Below are 17,593 nucleotides of genomic sequence, written 5' to 3' on the forward strand. Positions count from 1 at the left end.
CTGCCCCCACGGGCGGGTGGCCCGGCCTTAGGGTGCACCGTGTCGTTGGTCACCATCCCGGGAGGACGGCCCATGCCCGTACGAGACGAGGGGCGGTGCGGATGAGCGCGGTCATCGAGATCGCCGGTCTGCGCAAGACGTTCCGCACCCTGCGGCGGGGCAGACGGGTGGCGGTGGACGGCTTCGACATGGTCGTCGAGGCGGGCCAGGTGCACGGCTTCCTCGGCCCCAACGGCTCCGGCAAGACCACCACGCTGCGCGCCCTGCTGGGGCTGGTCAACGCCGACGCCGGGGAGTTGCGGGTGCTGGGCGCGCCGGCCCCGGAGCAGTTGGGCCGGGTCACCGGGCGGGTGGGCGCGATCGTGGAGAGCCCGCAGTTCTTCGGCAACTTCACCGGGTACCGGACGCTGCGGTTGCTGGCGGTGGCCGGCGGCGTGCCGACGTCCCGGGTGGACGAGGTGCTCGACCAGGTCGGCCTGCGGGAGCGGGGCGAGGACCGGGTGCGCAGCTACTCCCTGGGCATGAAGCAGCGTCTCGCCGTCGCGTCGGCGCTGCTGAAGAACCCGGAGCTGCTGATCCTGGACGAGCCGGCGAACGGGCTGGACCCGGCCGGTATCCGGGAGATGCGGGACCTGATGCGTACGCTCGCCGGGTCCGGGGTGACCGTGCTGGTGTCGAGCCACATTCTGGCCGAGATCCAACTGATCTGCGACCACGTCACGATCATCGCGCGGGGCCGGCGGGTGGCGGCGGGCCGGGTGGACGACGTGCTGGCCGGGCACGACCCGCACGAGTGGCGGGTCCGGGTGGCCGAGTCGGAGCGGGGCGCGGAGCTGCTGCGGGAGGCCGGGCTGACGGTCACCGTCGACCCCGACGACGTGCTGGTGGTCGGGGGCGCGCCCGAGCCGGAGCTGATCAGCAGCACCCTCGGTGGGCAGGGCCTGTGGGTCCGCGAGCTGACCCCGGTCCGGCCGGACCTGGAGAGCGTCTTCCTCGACCTCACCGCCGCAACGGCCCCGCCGGGGCAGCCCGACGGGGCCGGCGTGGGCGACGCCGACGAGCCGCTGATCGAACTGGACCGGACCGACGGTCGGAGGGTGGACGCGTGAACCTGGTCCGTGCCGAGGTGGAGCGGTTGACCGCCCGCCGCTTCGTCCAGCTGATGGTGCTGCTGCTCGCGGTGGCGTTCGCGGTGACCACCGCGACCACCCTGATCGGGTCGCACCGGCCGACGGCGCAGGAGATGTCCGCGGCGCAGGAGCAGGCCGCGCAGGCGGTGGCCGCGATGGAGGCGGAGCACACCCGCTGCCTGCGGGTCCGGTCCGGCGAGATCCCGATCACCGAGGACGCCGGGTACGTGCCGGCCGACTGCGCCGAGCTGGACCCGGCGCGGATGGAGCGGCTGCCGGTCGCCACCGATTACCTGTCGTCGGTCTTCGTCTTCTCCCAGGAGGCGCGCGGGCTGCTCTACTTCCTGATCGCGTTCCTGGTGCTGTTCGGCTTCCTGGTGGGCGCGTCGTACATCGGTGCCGACCTGAACTCCGGCGGGGTGGTCAACCTGCTGCTGTGGCGGCCGGGCCGGCTGACCGTGCTCGGCACCAAGCTGGGCACCCTGGTCGGGGTGGTGGCCGCGCTCGCGGTGGCGGCGTCGGTGCTCTACCTGGGCGCGTTCTGGACGATCGGGCAGACGGCGGGGGTGCCGGGCCCGCTGGACGGCCGGTTCTGGGGCGGGTTGGGGGCCATCTACGGGCGCGGGCTGGTGCTGGTGCTGGTGGCGACCGTGCTCGGCTTCGGGATCGCCACGCTGGGCCGGCACACCTCGGCGGCGCTCGGCGCGGTCGCCGCGTACGCGGTGGTCTGGGAGATGGGCGCCCGGCTGGTGTTGCAGATCCTCGACGTGGCGCGGGCGGACCTGCTGATGCTCTCCAACTACCTGGGCGCCTGGTTGGCCGGCCGGTTGGAGTTCTGGGACGACCGGGGTTGCGCGCCGGGCAGCGGCGTCTGTGACGGCGGCTTCTACGCGATCACCTGGGGGCCGGCGCTGCTGGTGCTGCTGGCGCTGACCGGTGCGGTCACCGGGTCCGCGTTCGTCGCGTTCCGCCGCCGCGACCTGGTCTAGGGCGGCCCGGCCCACCGACGCCGGTCACGGCAACATATTGCCGTGACCGGCGCGGTGGTGAAGTATTCCTTCATGACGACGGACGGGCGGGGTGATCGGTCAGCCGATGGTCGACCCGAACACCTCGTCCCGCACGGCGTCCAGCGCGGTCCGCAGCGCCCCCCGCAGGATCGGCTCCTCGGTCAGCCCGGTGGGCACCACCCGGGGCCGGACCAGGGTGATCGCGGCCACCTCGTGCTGCACCCGTTCGGCCAGCGCCGCCCCGCCGGCCTGCCCCACCTCACCGGCGAGCACCACCAGCGGCGGGTCCAGCACCACGCAGGTGCTGGCCACCCCGAGGGCGAGCCGTCGGGCCAGCTCGTCGAGCAGCGGGCCACCGGCGGTGCCGGCGGCGATGGCGGCCCGTACCGCGCCGGCCGCGTCGGGTGCGTCGATGCCGTGTTCCCGGGCCACCGCCTGGACCGCGTCCGCCCCGGCGAGCTGCTGGAACGCGGGCTTCGCCCGGCGCGAGACGTCCCGGGGGATCGGCACCCCCGGCACCGGCAGGTAGCCGATCTCGCCGGCCGCGCCGCTGCTGCCGTGGTGCAGCCGACCCCCCAGCATGATCGCCAGACCCACCCCCGCACCCACCCAGACCAGGACGAAATCCGCCACGCCCTGCGCGGCCCCGGACTGCGCCTCGGCGACGGCGGCCAGGTTGACGTCGTTCTCGAAGACGACCGGGGTGTGCAGGTCCTCGCGCAGCGCGGCGAGCAGGCCCCGGTGCCAGCGGGGCAGGTTGAACGCGAAGGTGATGTCCCCGGTGGCCGGATCGACCAGACCGGGGGTGCCGAGCACCACCCGCCGTACGTGGTCCAGCTCCGCGCCGGCCCGGCTCGCCGCCTGCACCACCGCCGTGTGCACCACGCCGACCGGGTCGTCGGTGTCCCGGGTGGACTGCTCGACCTGGCTGACGACCGCGCCCGTGATGTCCGCGCAGGCGGCCACCACCCGCTCCGCTCCGACGTCCACCCCGACCACGTACGCGCTGCCCGGCCGTACGGCGTACAGCTGCGCGTTCGGCCCCCGCCCACCGGCCTGTTCACCGACCCGGGCGACCAGCCCCCGCTCCTCCAGCCGCTCGACCAGCTGCGAGGCGGTGACCTTGGACAGGCCGGTCAGCTCGCCGAGCCGGGCGCGGGTGAGCGGGCCGCGTTCGAGCAGGAGCTCCAGCGCCGCACGGTCGTTGAGCGCCCGCAACAGTCGGGGGGTGCCGGGCAGCCGGGTCGCACTCATGCCACGTCCTCTGGTTTTCGTAAACTCTGCTAACCGAATCGCGTTGATCAGGGATGTCCGTAGCGTATCGGCCGTCCCGTGGCGGGGAACTCGGACGACCCGGCCGCCCGGGCCGACACACGTGCCGTCCACCGGCACACACAGGCCGCCGGCCGGCCCGCCGTCGGCGCGGGTTCCGGGCGGCGGGAGAGGGGTTCAGGTGGGGCTCGATCCAGGACTGCGCCGGCTGGTGCTGGGCACGCTGCTGGCCGCGTACCCGGGGCCGGTGCCGCCGGACTGGGCGGTCGCGCTGGTCGCCGAAGGGCTGGCCGGGCACACCCTGTTCGGCGGCAACGTGCACGACCCGGGCCAGCTCGCGGCGAGCACCGCCGCGCTGCGTGCCGCCCGGCCCGACGTGCTGCTCGCCATCGACGAGGAGGGCGGCGACGTGACCCGGCTGGCGCACGCCACGGGCAGCCCGTACCCGGGCAACGCGGCGCTCGGCGCGGTCGACGACACGGCACTGACCCGGGAGGTCTACGCGGCGATCGGCGACGAACTGGCCGCCGTCGGCGTCACCGTCGACCTGGCCCCCACGGTCGACGTGAACACCGCCGACGAGAACCCGGTGATCGGCACCCGCGCGTTCGGGGCCGACCCGGGCCGGGTGGCCGCCCACACGGCCGCCGCCGTCGCGGGTCTCCAGTCGGTGGGGGTGGCGGCCTGCGCCAAGCACTTCCCCGGCCACGGCGCGACCGTCGCCGACTCGCACCATGAGCTGCCCACCGTGGACGCCGACGCGGCGCTGCTGCGGGCCCGCGACCTGCCGCCCTTCGCGGCGGCGGTCGACGCGGGCGTGCAGGCGGTCATGACGGCGCACATCCGGGTGCCGGCGCTGACCGGGGACGGGCCGGCCACCTTCAGCCGGGCCGTCCTGGTCGACCTGCTGCGCGGCGAGTACGGCTTCACCGGCACGGTGGTCACCGACGCGTTGGAGATGAAGGGCGCGGCCCTCGCCGCCGGTGGGGTCGGGCCGGCCGCCGTGCGGGCCCTGGCCGCCGGGGCGGACCTGCTCTGCCTGGGCGCGAGGGTCGACGCCGCACTGGTCGAGCGGGTGGTGGCCGAGATCGTCGGGGCGCTCGGGGACGGCCGGCTAACCCGGGCCCGGGTGGAGGAGGCCGCCGGTCGCGCCGCCGCGCTCGCCGCCTGGACCGGTGCCGCCCGCCGGCCCGCTCCCACCGGCCCGGTCGAGGTCGGCCTCGGGTACCGGGCCGCCCGCCGGGCGGTGCGGGTGGAGGGCGACCCGACCGGGCCGGGACGCCCGCTCGTGGTGCAGGTGTACGCCGCCGCCACCGTCGCCGAGGGCCGGGTGCCGTGGGGGCTGGGCCCCCACCTGACCGACGTCGAACAGCTCCCGGTGGTCGCCACCGGGGTCGACCCGGCCACGGTACGCCGGCTCGCCGGGGACCGGCCGGTCGTGCTGGTCGGGCGGCACCTGCACCGGTTGCCCGGTGGTCCCGCGCTGGTCGAGGCGCTGGCCGCGACGCACCAGGTGACGGTGGTGGAGATGGGCTGGCCGGGGCGGTGGCGACCGGCCGGGGTGCGGGCCTTCGTCACCACCTTCGGTGCGAGCCACGCCAACGGTCGCGCGGCGGCGGAGGTGCTCGGCCTGACGGGTTGACGGGCCCTCCCCGACGGGCGGGGCAGCTACGCGGGACGGGACGGACCGGTCAGCGACGCCAGGGTGCCGGGTCGCCGTGGTCGTCGGGAAGGCCGAGCAGCCGGCCGACCGCGGTGATCCGCAGGACCCGGGACACCACCGGTTGCGGGTCGACCAGCCGCAGGGTGGCCCCCCGGCCGACCGCCTCGGCCGCCCCGCGCAGCAACGCGGCCACCCCCGTCGAGTCGAGGAAGGTGACGGCCGTCAGGTCGACGACGATCTCCGACAGGCCGGGGTGGCACAACGCCTCGTCGAGGTCGCGTTGCAGCCCGGGAACGGTGGCGATGTCCAGGTCACCCACCGGTGCCAGGACCACCCGCCCGTGCCCCTCGGCCGGCGTCGGCAGCTGCATGTCCGTCCACTCCTGGCCATCCGGCCGTCCCCGACCGCGCGCCGGTTCTCGCCGCGACGCCCGACCCTACCGGGGGCTCCTGACACCCCCCTGCCGGGCAGCCGCCGGAGCGAACGACAAGCACGTTGCGTCACCGGGCTTCGACGGCGAATTTTTCCTTAACCGCAGCTCAAGTCCATTACTGGACAGAGAGGACCCGCCGGCCACCCCTTGCCGAGCGGGCATCCGAGTACGTAGCGTGACCGACACCGAGGTCGACCGGTGGACACCGGTCACGGCGGGGCCTGGGGCAGGCAGCGGACCGTGGATCCGGCCCGGGATCCACGGTCCGCGCCACCGGTCGGGCCGTGCCCTCATGGCGGGTAGACGCCGTAGGTCGACCAGCCCCGGTCGGCGAACCCGGCGGCGTCGGCGACCCGGGCGGAGGCGGTGTTCGCCGGATCGTGCCGGTAGGTGGGGACGGCGCCCTCGTCGAGCACCCGACGGGCGGCCTGCGCGACGAGCCGTCGGGCCAGCCCCCGGCCGCGCGCCGCGGGCACCGTGCCGACGGCCAGTTCGTGCCCGTACGCGTCGTGCCGCTTGATGCCGACCCCGGCCAGGTAGCCGCCGTCGGCGTCGCGCACCACGAGCACCTCGCGGTCGAACAGGTGCAGCCAGGGCGGCAGGGCGGGGTCGGTGGGAGCGGTCCAGGTGCCGACGTCGGGCAGCGCGGCCGGCGCGAGGCACCACCGGAACACGTCGTCCTCGACCACCCACCCGGGTTGCCCGACCAGCGCCGGCAGTGCCCCGTACAGGGCGGGCCAGGGGCCGGTGGCCAACTCCCGGACGGCCGCGACCAGCCCGGACGGCACGGAGAGCACGGTGCTGCCGGCGGCCCGGACCGCGACGGCCGGGCGGACCCGGCCGTCCCAGGCCGGACGTGTCCGCCGCCACGAGCCGACCACGTGCAGGCCGGGCGGTGCCGGCCACTGCCCGAGCCAGGTAGCCAGGTGCAGGTACAGCCGCCGGTCCAGCACCGCCCGCCCCTCTCACCCGGTGGATCGCTTCATGATCCACGGTACGCCGGGCCGCCACGGCCCACGCCCGGTTGCCGGGAGCCCGTCATGGGTAGAGGGAACCGGACCGTGAGCTGCCTCACCGGAACGCGGTCCATCGACCGTGCGTCATATCTATTTCCATACATGGACACCTTTCTTTGGGACGGTAATCGCCATGCCTATGCAGCCGAACGAGCGGTACCAGCAGGACAGCGCACGAGTGTGGAACACGGCGGGGGGTACCGGGCGGTTTCCGGCCCAGCCGCGCTACCGGGAGGCCCGGTGCGGTCGCGGCGTCGACGCCCGACTGTCCTGGAGCGAGCTGAACATCCTCCCCGCCGGCATCTCCTCCCGACGCGGCCTCACCGCCCGCTGAACCGGCACGGCGCGCCCGCGACGACGGCCCCGGTCCGTCCCCCGCGGCCCCGGCGGACGCGCCCCGTACCGGCGAACGACGACCGCACCGACCACGTCGGGTGCCACCGCGCGGCCCCCGGCGGCTCCGCCACGCTCCGGCCGTCCCGCCGGGGTGTCCGGCCGGGGCGTTCGCACACCTGTCGGGTAGCGTCTTGTGGTCGATTCCGGCCAGCGACAGGAGAACCGCAGCGCATGGGCAAGAAGACGATCCACGTCTCCGACTTCAGCGGCACGGTGCTGCGTCCCGACGACGAGGTGGTCCGGGTCGTCGTGCTGGAGCATCCCGACCTGGTGGCCGGGCCCGTGCAGTTGGACGCCACCGTGACCGAGGTGGAGGGCATCGACGACGCCGCGCTCGACGTGGCGGTGGTCGAGATCCACGACCGGCATGCCGGCGGGGAACCGCGTCGGGTGGTGCTGACCGCCAGCGAGTTCGACGCGATGGCGACCGACACCCCGATGGCCCAGTTGCTGCGTACCGCCGAGCGGGTCCGCCCGCCGAAGGCCCGCAAGAGCGCCGAGAAGATCGACTACGGCACCCTCGACCACGCCGGGAAGCCGCACCGGGGACGGGTCACCGAGGAGGAGGCCCGGCTGGTGCGCGAGCAACTCGACGAGGTCAACAAGCGGCTCGCCGACGCCGGCATCCGGCAGATCGACCCGGCCGACCCGGAGCACGCGCTGCGGTACGGCTTCCCCACCGGCGACTGACCGGCCGGCCGGGCACGCCCCCGGTGCCGTGCCCGGCCCCGGCCCGCCGGAACCCGGCCGGACGCGCCCTGCCCGCCATGCCGGACGGGACGGTCACGTCGGGCCGTTACCTGCCGGCGAATCCGGCTAGGGCGGCGGACAGCTGGGCCTCGGCCCGGTCCTTGGTCAGGCCGAGGCCGGACAGCACGCCTGTGCCGTCCTCCAGTTCGAGCAGGGCCAGCAGGATGTGCTCGGTGCCGATGTAGTTGTGCCCGAGGCGCAGCGCCTCCCGGAAGGTGAGTTCGAGGGCCTTCTTGCCCTGTGCGTCGTACGGGATCAGGTCGGGGACCTGGTCGGACGCGGCGGGCAGCGCCGCGGTGACCGCCTCCCGGACGGCGTCCGGGCCCAGTCCTTCGGCGACCATGGCCTTGGCGGCGAGGCCGTCGGGTTCGGCGAGCAGGCCGAGCACCAGGTGTTCCGGGCGGATCTCCGCGTTGCCGGCGCCGCGGGCCTCCTCCTGCGAGGCGATCACCACGTTGCGGGCGCGTGGGGTGAACCGGCTGAAGCCGGCGTTGGGGTCGAGCGTCGCGGCCGCGTCGGCCTTCGCGGCGGAGCGTTTCTGGGCGGCCTGCTTGCTCACCCCCATGCTCTTGCCGATCTCGGTCCAGGAAGCTCCGGAGCGGCGGGCCTGGTCGACGAAGTGGCCGATCAGGTGGTCGGCGAGGTCGCCGAGGTGGTCGGCGACGAGCACCGCGTCACTGAGTTGGTCGAGCGCGTCCGGCCGGGCCTTCTTGATGGCCTGGATCAGCTCGTCGAGGCGGACAGGATGTGGGAGCTGGGCGGGTTCCGTCATGCGTCAACCATAGGTTGACGCCTCCCCCATCGTCAACCGGAAGTTGACGATGGGGCATGTCGACCACCCACCGGCACTCCGGTCATCCGTCGATCCCCCACCGCACCCGACCCGGGCGGACCGCCGGCGCTCGGATAGCGTGCGGCGACGGACCGGGTCGGGCGACGTTACGGGAGGATCGGGATCATGCGGTTGCACGTCGGCTGCGCGATGTGGACCCACCGGTCCTGGCAGGGGCGGCTGATCGCCCACCCGCTGCCGGCCAACGAGCGGCTGCGGCACTACGCCGGCTGGTGTGACGCGGTCGAGGGGAACACCACGTTCTACGCCACCCCGACCCGGGAGACCGTGGAGTCCTGGGCCCGGCAGACCGGGCCCGACTTCCGGTTCGTCCTCAAACTGCCGAAGGTGGTGACCCACGAACGGCGGCTCGTCGACGCCGACGCGCCACTACGCGACTACTTCGACGCGATCGCCCCGCTCGGCAGCCGGGCGCACGCCCTGTGGATCCAACTGCCGGGGTCGTTCACCCCGACGGACGTCCCCGCGCTCGCCGACCTGCTGCGTCGACTGCCCGCCGGACACCGGTACGCGGTGGAGGTCCGGCACCCCGCGTTCTTCCGGGAGCCCCGCGCGACGCGCCTGCTGGAGGGGGTGCTCGCCGAGGCGTCCGCCGAGTGGGTCCCCTTCGACACCACCGCGTTCTTCCGCATCCCGCCGACCAGTGACGCGGAGCGGGAGGCGTGGACGAAGAAGCCCCGCCTGCCGTTGCGGACGGCGGCGCTGACCGACCGGCCGATCGTCCGCTACCTCGGCCGGGACGCCGAGTCGGAGACGGTCGAGGGCTGGCAGCGCTGGGTCGGGATCACCGTCGACTGGTTGCGGGAGGGCCGCTCGCCCACCGTGTTCGTGCACACCCCGGACAACGCCGACGCACCCCTGCTCGCCCGCCGGTTCCACGACGAGGTACGGGCCCGGGTGCCCGCCCTGGCCCCGCTGCCCGAGCCGATCCCGGTCGGGCCGCTCACCCTGTTCTGACTGCGAGCCTGGTGGGATCGGTTCAGTCCCCGGCCGCGCTCCCGGTCGTCGCCCGGGTCAGCCGCTCCCGGACCCGGGCGGCGTCCGGGTGACCGAGGTCGTCGAAGATGTCCAGCGCCCGCCGCCAGGTCCGCAGCGCACCGTGGACGTCCCCCGCCGCCTGCCGGGCCTCCCCGAGCCGGGTCAGGGTGTCGGCCTCGTCGTACCGGTCCCCGATGCGCCGGTACAGCGCCAGCGCCTGGCCGTAGCAGCGGATCGCCTGCCGGTGGTGGCCGAGCCGGTCGTGGATGAAGCCCAGGCTGTCCCAGGTGTTCGCCTCGCCGTGCCGGTCGCCGGTCGGGCGCAGCAACGTCAGCGCCTGGGAGCAGTGCTCCAGCGCCGGCCCGTACTGGCCGAGTTGGGCGTGCGCCCAGCCGACCCCGTTGCGGGCGCTGGCCTCCCCGGCCAGATGGCCGGCGGCCCGGTAGAGCGCCAGCGCCCGCTGCCCGTGCTCCAGCGCCTCGGCGTACCGGCCGAGCCCGTCGAACATCGCCCCGAACGCCCGGTGGGTGCGCGCCTGCCCGGTGTGGTCGCCCAACGCGCCGAACAGGATCAGCGCCTCCCGGTAGTGCGCGACCGCCTCGTCCAGCCGACCCAGCCGGCAGAGCACCCGGGCCAGGTCACGGTGGGCGTTCGCCTGCCCCACCCGGTCCCGGGCCTGCTGCGCCCCGGCCAGGGCGGCCTGCTGGGCGGCGGCCAGGTCCAGCCAGTTCCCCCGGCGCTGGAGGAAATCCACCAGGGTCCAGGCCAGTTGCCACGCGTGGCCGTCGAACCCGGTACGCCTGGCGTGCGAGACCGCCGCCAACAGCACCGGGTACTCGGTGGTGAACCAGGCCAGGGCCGGACCGTGGTCGGTCAGTTCCTCGGGCGTCACCCCGGGCGGGGCGGCGGCCAGCGTCACCGGGTCCCGCCCGGGTTGCAACAACAGCGCCGCCGCGTGCGCGGTGTGCAGGTAGTGGTCCAGTCCACGCCGGACCGCCGCCTGCCGCTCCTCGGCGGGGTCGAGATTCTCGGCCAACTCGCCCGCGTAGGCCCGCAGCAGGTCGTGCGCGGTGAACCGGCCCGGCGCGTGTTCGGTGACCAGGTGGGCGTGGGCCAGTTCGGCCAGCAGCCGGGTCACCTGGCTGCGGGGCAGGCCGGCCAGGCTGGCCGCCGCGGCGATCCCGATGTCCGGCCCCGGGTGCGAGCCGAACAGCCGGAACAGTCGCGCCGCCGCCGGGGTCAGGTTCCGGTACGACCAGGAGAAGACCGACTGCACGTCCGTCCCGGTGTCCCCACCGTCGAAGGAGTCCAGCAGGCGCGGTGACTCGCGTAGCTCGTCGACGATGGTGGCCAGCGGGAACGTGGGGTGCGCCGCCCCGCGCGCGGCGAGCACGGCCAGCGCCAGCGGCAGCCGTACGCAGCGTTCGATCATCTCGTCGACCGCCTGCGGTTCGACGGTCAACCGGTCCGGACCGAGCCGCCGGGCGAGCAGTTGCCACGCCTCGGCGGTGCTGAGCAGGTCGACGGTGATCTGCCGGGCCCCCTCGGCGGTGATCAGCCCGGCCAGCCGGTTGCGGCTGGTGACCAGGAACAGGCAGCCGGGGCTGCCGGCCAGCAGCGGCCGTACCTGCTCGACGTCGCGGGCGTTGTCCAGCAGCACCAGCATCCGCCGGCCGGCGAGCAGGCTGCGGTAGAGCCCCACCTGGGCGGGCAGGTGGGTGGGGATCCGCTCGGGCGGCACCTCCAGGGCCTCCAGGAAACCCCGTACCGCTTCGGCGGGTGTGACCACCGCGCCGGTGGCGTCGAATCCGCGCAGGTCGACGTAGAGCTGCCCGTCGGGGAAGCGGTCGGCGACCCGGTGGGCCCAGTACACCGCCAGGGTCGTCTTGCCGACGCCGGCCGTACCCGACAGGGTCATCGTGGTGGTCGACTCGCCACCGCCGGATGTGCCGCAGCCGGCGGGCGTGCCGTGGCCGGCGCAGCCGGCGGGCGTGCCGTGGCCGGCGCAGCCGGCGGGCGTGCCGTGGCCGGCGCAGCCGGCGGGCGTGCCGTGGCCGGCGCAGCCGGCGGGCGTGCCGTGGCCGGCGCAGCCGGCGGGCGTGCCGTGGCCGGCGCAGCCGGCGGGCGTGCCGTGGCCGGCGCAGCCGGCGTCGAGCTGGGCGAGCTGCGCGGCGCGGCCGACGAAGCCGGGCAGCGCCGGGGGCAGTTGGCGGGGCACCGGCAGGCGGGCCGGCGTGCCGCCGGCGCGGCTGCCGCCGGACCGGGGGCGGACGACCGCGCGACCGGCCCGGCCGGTGGACGGATGTTCCGGGCTGGCGAGCCGGCGACGCTCCTCGACCCGGTCCCGCGCGGTGGCCAGCGCCCCCTGCTCGGCGGGGCTGGCCCCGAGCAGCCGGATCAGGGTGTCGAAACGCTCCGGCGGGGGCAGGATGTTCCCGGCGAAGTACTCCCCGATCACCCCCCGCGACCAGCCGGTCTTCGCCGCGAGCTGGCGGTAGGTCAGCGGGGTCTCGCCCTGTTGCCGGGCCTCCCGACGGCGGAGCTGCCGCAGCAGGGCGGCCAGTTCCGCGACGGTGTTTATCCCGGTGTCCAGTGGGGACATCGGGGACGCCGAACGGACTGTCCCGGCCATCGGTCGCCGAGCATCCGAAGGGACCCGTTGGTCGGTCATACGGCCTCCACCCCCCGGCCATCCGTCGCCCCGGATTGCCGACAGGGGGAGGGTATGACCGGCGGCACAGCGTCGGGTAGGCGACCGCCGATGTATGACAGTTCCATGTCGGTCCGGTTTCGCCTGCCGCGGCCGACCAGCGTCCGTCCCCCGTCCGTCCGGTGCCGTCCGGGGGTGTCCGGCGCTGTCCAGGATGCGCTGCCGGACACCCCCGGCACCTGCCAATGTCCCCGGGGCGGGTCGAGGCCCGCACCAAGAAACCCTGGGGAAGGGGTACGTATGTCTCGTCCACAACCGACCGTGCTGCGGTCGACCGGGCTGCTGCGCCGGGCCGCCGCTGCGGCGTTCGGCGTCACCATGCTCGTCGCCGGGGTGGCCACCGCACCGGCCACCGCCGCGCCCGCTCCCGCTGTTGGGGGCAAGGCGACGGCCGCCGGGTCGTTCATCGACAGCACGCCGGTGCCGGGTGGCTTCGCCTCCTGGAAGGAGCTGCTCGAACTCCAGCAGCGGATGAACACCGCCGCCGCCCGGATCGACAAGATCGCGCAGCGCGACGCGAAGTCCGGTTTCGCCGGTGTGATCGCCGATCCCACCGCCCGCAAGCTCCAGGTCTTCTGGAAGGGCGAGGCACCGGCCGGCCTGGTGGCGACCAGTCGGGCCACCGTGCCGACCGAGGTGCTGCCCGCCGCGTACACCCGACGGGAGCTGAACGTCGCGGCGGCCAAGCTGCGCCGCTCGGCCGGCGACCGGATCACCACGGTCGGGCCGCGGGCCGACGGCGCCGGCCTGCTCGTCGGCACCCGGAACGGCCTGCTCGGCGCGGCCGGCATGGCCGGCGTCCCGGTGACCGTGCAGACCGGGGTCTCCGCCGCACCGGCCACCCGGTGGGACGACACCGCGCCGTGGTGGGGCGGCGGCGCGTGGCGCAACGCCACCACCGGTGGCGGCTGCTCGACCGGCTTCGGGGTCTTCCAGGGCGGGTCGGCGCGGATGCTCTCCGCCGCGCACTGCGGCAACATCAACAACGCCGCGACCGACCCGACCGGGCAGTCGATGGGCATCGTCGGCACCCGCAACGCCGGCACCGACACCCTGCTGCTGTCGGGCGCCTCGGGCGGTCGGGTCTTCAACAACAGCACCGACGCCAACGGCGCGGTGGTCAGCGAGTTCAGCAACCAGGTGATCGGCGCGCAGGCCAGCCAGGTCGGCAACTTCGTCTGCACCTCGGGGGCGTACTCGGGGACCCGGTGCTCGATCCAGGTCAAGGCCCGGAACCTGTGCATCAACGTGCGTGACTTCGGCACGGTCTGCGGCCAGGTGCAGGCGGAGAGCACCACCCGCACCAACGCGGTCGGCCAGGGCGACAGCGGCGGCCCGGTGGAGATCGTCAACGCGGCGAACACCCTCCAGGTCTGGGCCACCGGCACCAACACCGCCATCGACGACGGCGGCGCGGCGACCGCCTGCACCGGCTACCGGCCCACCGGCCGGGTCTGCGCCTGGCGGATGTACTACGAGGACATCTTCTCCGGCCTGGCCGGCGTCGGCGCCTCGGGCGTGATCCTCGGCTGACGGACCCGACCCCCGGTCGACGGGGGCCGGTGGAGGAGGGTGGACCGGCGCGACCCCGTGCGCCGGTCCACCCGACGGCCGGGTCGGTACGCGTGGCTCGCGTACCGACCCGGCCGTTCGTCGTCGGCTGACCCGGACGGGATTTGCGTAATCGTCAACCGGAATGACGGCAGCATCTTGTGACATCGTCATGCGTCATTAATTGACGACGAATCCCACTGGATGGAAAACAACCGGCATCCGGGCCGGCCGGAGGTTCGGTGCGTAGTGCAGATTCTTTGACAGAGGTGCACAAGCTGCCCATCATCCCCACAACCGAATAACTGCCATAACTGGCCGTATTTGAATCCTTGCTTTCCGCACACGACATTGTTAGCCTCGTACGCACCCCACTCACCATTGGGGGCCGAAATTGTCACCCGGATCACGCGAACTCGTACCGGAAGATCTCGCACACGGATTTGGGAAAATCATGGAAACTGTGCGGACGAGGCTATGACAGCCACCCCCACCGCAGCGATGAAACCGGGCGACAGCCCCCACCGCAGCGGCGATTTCCACCGGTACTGGATCGCCGGGGCGATCGACCAGATCGGCTCGCAGGCCACCGGCATCGTGCTCCCGCTGGTCACCCTGGCCGTGACCGGGTCACCGGCGGCGGCCGGGCTGGTGGGCGCGCTGGCCCTCACCGGTCGACTCGTCGCCGCACCGGTGGCGGGGGTGCTGGCCGACCGGCTGCCACGCAAACGCATGATGGTCGTCTCGCTGCTGGTCGCGGCCGGCGCGATGACCGCGATCCTCGTCTCCGTCGCGGCCGGCGTGCCGACCCTCGGGCTGCTGGCCGCCGCCGCGTTCGTCGAGGGGGTCGCGCAGAGCGGTTACGAGGCGGCCGGTTCCGGCGCGATCCGGCGGCTGCTGCCCGCCGACGACCAGAAGGCGCTGGCCCGGCTGGAGGCCCGCAACAACGCCGCCCGGATCGTCGGCCCACTGCTCGGCGGCGCGCTCTACCAGCTCGCCCGCTGGCTGCCGTTCCTGGCGGACGTGGTGTCCTACCTGGTCGCGGCGGGGCTGGTGGCCACCATCCGCACCGACCTCACCCCCGAGCGCACCCAGCGCACCTCGTTCCGCACCGACCTGCGGGAGGGGCTGCGGTTCGTCTGGCGGCAGCCGTTCCTACGCTTCGTGACGATCTGGGCCGCCGGCATCAACGTCACCTTCGGCGCGCTGGTCTACTACGCCATCCTGACCACCGGCCGGCAGGGCGCACCGGCCGCGTCGATCGGCCTCATCCTCACCCTCGCCAGCGTCGGCGGCCTCGCCGGCGCGCTGGCCGCCCCGATGGTCTTCAGCCGGGTCCGGCCGGTCACCGTCATCGTGTTCGCCTCGTGGGCCATGGTCGCCCTGGTCGTCGCCATGTCCCAGGCCCGGCAGACCTGGAGCTACGGCCTGCTGTTCGGGCTGGTATTCCTGCTCAGCCCGCTGCTCGGGGTGATCTTCCAGTCCCGGGTGATCGCATTGACACCCGACGGACTCCAGGGTCGGGTGGCCACCGTGATGGGCACCGTCGGCGAGGTGCTCCAGACGCCCGCACCGCTGCTGGCCGGGGTGCTGGTCGCCTGGTACAGCCCCGCCACGGTCCCCCTGGTGTTCGCCGCCGCGCTGGCGCTGCTGGCCACGTACACCACCCTGGTCGTGCGCCAGCTCCGCGCCGGCTCCGGCGCGACGGCCGAACCCGACGACAGCGCCGCCGCCGACCCCGCCACCGACGGCGACCGGAGCGCCGACGGCGACGCCGGGGCCGTCCCCGATCCCGAGGAGGCCCACCGATGAGTCGCGGCCACCGGCTCTTCTATCCGGCGCTGCCGGTCGTCGCCGAACACGCGCCCCACCGGGCCGTCTACGTCGGCGACGCCGACGGCCGCTGCGAGATCCTGGCCTGGGACCGGGCCGCCGGCACCGCCCGGCAGGTGACCGACCGCCCGGCCGGCACGGTCCGGGCGGCGCTCGACCCGGCGGGGGCCACCATCTGGTGGTTCGACGACGATCTCGGTGGCGTGGGCACCTGGCGGACGTGTGACTTCGACCGGCCCGACCGGTCGGTCGAGGCGCTGCCGTCGGTGCTGCCCGCCCGGCACGCCGGCATCGCGATGGCCGCCGACGGCACCACCGCCGTCGGCCTCTCCGACGACGGCGGGATGACCGTCTTCCTGCGTACCGGCGACGGTCGGGTCGACGAGGGCGTCCACGTCGGCGGCTACGCCTACCTGGTCGACCTCGACCCGGCCGGACGGCTGCTGGTGGTCGGCGGCGACGCCGCCACCGACCCGGCGGTCACGGTGTTCACCGCCGACGGCACCCGGGTGGCCGGCATCGGCGGCGGGCCGGACCGTCGGGTGTGGGCGCTCGGCTTCGCACCGGGCGTCGACCCGGCCCGGCTGCTGCTGGTGGTCGAGGACGAGGGGGGCTACCTCCCGGCCACCTGGACCGCCGCCGAGGGGGTGGTCCGGCACCGGTGGTGCCGGTTCGACACCGAGATCACCGCCGGCTGGTTCCCCGACGGGCGGCGGCTGCTCGTCCGGCAGGACCGGCACGCCCGCACCCTGCTGCACGAGGTGGACCTCGCCGCCCGCACCCGGACGGTGGTCGACACCCCGCCGGGCAGCGTCCTGGACGCCGCGGTCTGGCCGGACGGCGACGTCGCCTACGTGTGGACCGACTCGGTGACCCCGCCGCAACTGCGCTCCGTGCGGGGGGTGCAGCTGCCGGAGCACCCCGGCGGCCGACCCGACCCGGGCGGACCGGACGCGGTCGCGGCACCGGCGGACTACCGCCGCGAGGAGATCCGGGTGCCCGGACCGGGTGGCCCGATCCCCGCCCTGGTGGCCCTCCCGGCCGACCGGGAAGGACCCCGGCCGGCCGTCTTCCTGATCCACGGCGGGCCGTTCCAGCACGCCCGCGACGCCTACGACCCGCTGGTCGAGATCCTGGTCAGCACCGGCTGCGCGGTGGTCCGGGTCAACTACCGGGGCTCCAGCGGCTACGGCGCGGCCTGGCGCAACGACTTCTCCGCCGGGGTCGGCCTCACCCAGTTGGAGGACCTCGCCGCGGTGCGGGCCCACCTGGTCGCCGAGGGGGTCGTCGAGGACCGGCGCACCGCCCTGTGGGGCACCTCGTGGGGCGGCTACCTGACCCTGCTCGCGCTCGGCCGGCAACCGGAGCTGTGGCGGCTCGGGATCGCGATCAGCCCGGTGGCCGACTACGTCGCCGCGTTCGAGGCGGCCACCCCGGCGGTACGGGCGCTGGACGTGCTGCTGTTCGGCGGCACCCCGGACGAGGTACCGCAGCGCTACGCCCGGTCCTCGCCGGTCACCTACGTCGACCGGGTCCGGGCGCCGGTGCTGCTGGCCGTCTCCACCGGTGACGTGCAGTGCCCGCCGGCACCGGTGGAGCACTACGCGCGGCTGCTGGCCGAGCGGCGCATCCCGCACCAGGTGGTCCGGCGACGGGCCGGACACGAGGACTTCGACGCGCAGAGCCATCTGGCTCTGATGCAGACCGTGCTGCTGTTCATGCAGCGGCACTTCGACGGCGTGCAGGACGAAGGCACCCCGGTCGCGCTCGCGATGGCGCGCCCGGTGGGCTGACCCCGGCACGTGACCCGTCCCCCCGATACCGGAGAGGAGGTGAACGACATGCGCAAGAACGTTGTCGAGAACGACCCGATCAACGGCAACCGCGACCAGCTTCGGGCCTCGAACGTCACGGTCACGGTCACGGTCAAGGTCAGCTTCTAGCGGCCGTACGGGGTGCGGGCCATCCGCCCAGGCAGGTGGCCCGTGCCCCGTATCC

Annotated in this window: 14 protein-coding genes; 9 read left to right on the forward strand and 5 right to left on the reverse strand. The window is 74.5% G+C overall.

Annotated features, from left to right (window positions below; genetic code table 11):
• The first annotated feature begins 101 nt into the window (after nt 1–101).
• Both ACN260_RS22965 and ACN260_RS22970 read left to right on the forward strand, forming a co-directional pair.
• A complete protein-coding gene (locus tag ACN260_RS22965; protein ID WP_422752988.1) occupies nt 102–1,109 on the forward strand; it encodes an ABC transporter ATP-binding protein in 1,008 nt (335 codons plus the stop codon).
• On the forward strand, nt 1,106–2,119 hold the full coding sequence (locus tag ACN260_RS22970) for an ABC transporter permease subunit (protein WP_422752989.1): 1,014 nt from the start codon (nt 1,106–1,108) through the stop codon (nt 2,117–2,119). The genes ACN260_RS22965 and ACN260_RS22970 overlap by 4 nt, the downstream gene beginning before the upstream one ends.
• Before the next feature lie 99 nt (nt 2,120–2,218).
• Here ACN260_RS22970 and ACN260_RS22975 read toward each other — a convergent pair whose 3' ends face one another.
• A complete protein-coding gene (locus tag ACN260_RS22975; protein WP_422752990.1) occupies nt 2,219–3,394 on the reverse strand; it encodes an ROK family transcriptional regulator in 1,176 nt (391 codons plus the stop codon).
• 199 nt (nt 3,395–3,593) lie between these two features.
• Here ACN260_RS22975 and ACN260_RS22980 point away from each other — a divergent pair, with 199 nt between their 5' ends.
• On the forward strand, nt 3,594–5,054 hold the full coding sequence (locus tag ACN260_RS22980; protein WP_422752991.1) for a glycoside hydrolase family 3 N-terminal domain-containing protein: 1,461 nt from the start codon (nt 3,594–3,596) through the stop codon (nt 5,052–5,054).
• A 49-nt stretch (nt 5,055–5,103) separates the two neighbouring features.
• Here the strand turns inward: ACN260_RS22980 and ACN260_RS22985 are convergent, their stop codons facing one another.
• Both ACN260_RS22985 and ACN260_RS22990 read right to left on the reverse strand, forming a co-directional pair.
• Complete coding sequence (locus tag ACN260_RS22985; RefSeq protein WP_422752992.1) at nt 5,104–5,445, reverse strand: STAS domain-containing protein; 342 nt, start codon at nt 5,443–5,445, stop codon at nt 5,104–5,106.
• Nucleotides 5,446–5,798: 353 nt separating this feature from the next.
• Nucleotides 5,799–6,461, reverse strand: a complete 663-nt coding sequence (locus ACN260_RS22990; RefSeq protein WP_422752993.1) for a GNAT family N-acetyltransferase — start codon at nt 6,459–6,461, stop codon at nt 5,799–5,801.
• Between the two features lie 196 nt (nt 6,462–6,657).
• Here ACN260_RS22990 and ACN260_RS22995 point away from each other — a divergent pair, with 196 nt between their 5' ends.
• Both ACN260_RS22995 and ACN260_RS23000 read left to right on the forward strand, forming a co-directional pair.
• Nucleotides 6,658–6,858 carry a DNA repair protein gene (locus ACN260_RS22995; RefSeq protein ID WP_422752994.1) on the forward strand — a complete coding sequence of 67 codons (201 nt, stop codon included), beginning with the start codon at nt 6,658–6,660 and terminating at the stop codon, nt 6,856–6,858.
• Nucleotides 6,859–7,091: 233 nt separating this feature from the next.
• A complete protein-coding gene (locus ACN260_RS23000) occupies nt 7,092–7,610 on the forward strand; it encodes a hypothetical protein (RefSeq protein ID WP_422752995.1) in 519 nt (172 codons plus the stop codon).
• Between the two features lie 106 nt (nt 7,611–7,716).
• Here ACN260_RS23000 and ACN260_RS23005 read toward each other — a convergent pair whose 3' ends face one another.
• A complete protein-coding gene (locus tag ACN260_RS23005) occupies nt 7,717–8,442 on the reverse strand; it encodes a Clp protease N-terminal domain-containing protein (protein WP_422752996.1) in 726 nt (241 codons plus the stop codon).
• Between the two features lie 210 nt (nt 8,443–8,652).
• On the opposite strand from ACN260_RS23005, the gene ACN260_RS23010 reads away from it, so the two are divergent.
• A complete protein-coding gene (locus tag ACN260_RS23010; RefSeq protein ID WP_422756804.1) occupies nt 8,653–9,480 on the forward strand; it encodes a DUF72 domain-containing protein in 828 nt (275 codons plus the stop codon).
• Nucleotides 9,481–9,502: 22 nt separating this feature from the next.
• On the opposite strand, the gene ACN260_RS23015 is transcribed toward ACN260_RS23010, so the two are convergent.
• Nucleotides 9,503–12,103, reverse strand: a complete 2,601-nt coding sequence (locus ACN260_RS23015; RefSeq protein WP_422752997.1) for a tetratricopeptide repeat protein — start codon at nt 12,101–12,103, stop codon at nt 9,503–9,505.
• A gap of 348 nt (nt 12,104–12,451) precedes the next feature.
• On the opposite strand from ACN260_RS23015, the gene ACN260_RS23020 reads away from it, so the two are divergent.
• The 3 genes from ACN260_RS23020 (at nt 12,452) to ACN260_RS23030 (ending at nt 17,388) form a co-directional block, all read left to right on the forward strand.
• Nucleotides 12,452–13,744 (forward strand): hypothetical protein, encoded by a 1,293-nt coding sequence (locus ACN260_RS23020; RefSeq protein ID WP_422752998.1) that lies wholly within the window; start codon nt 12,452–12,454, stop codon nt 13,742–13,744.
• Nucleotides 13,745–14,239: 495 nt separating this feature from the next.
• Nucleotides 14,240–15,574, forward strand: coding sequence for an MFS transporter (locus ACN260_RS23025; RefSeq protein ID WP_422752999.1), 1,335 nt, complete (start codon nt 14,240–14,242; stop codon nt 15,572–15,574).
• Nucleotides 15,571–17,388 carry a prolyl oligopeptidase family serine peptidase gene (locus ACN260_RS23030; RefSeq protein WP_422753000.1) on the forward strand — a complete coding sequence of 606 codons (1,818 nt, stop codon included), beginning with the start codon at nt 15,571–15,573 and terminating at the stop codon, nt 17,386–17,388. Before ACN260_RS23025 ends, ACN260_RS23030 begins: the two co-directional genes overlap by 4 nt.
• Nucleotides 17,389–17,593 lie beyond the last annotated feature (205 nt).

The sequence above is a fragment of the Micromonospora sp. WMMD708 genome, assembly GCF_049315245.1.
Taxonomy (GTDB): domain Bacteria; phylum Actinomycetota; class Actinomycetes; order Mycobacteriales; family Micromonosporaceae; genus Micromonospora; species Micromonospora wenchangensis.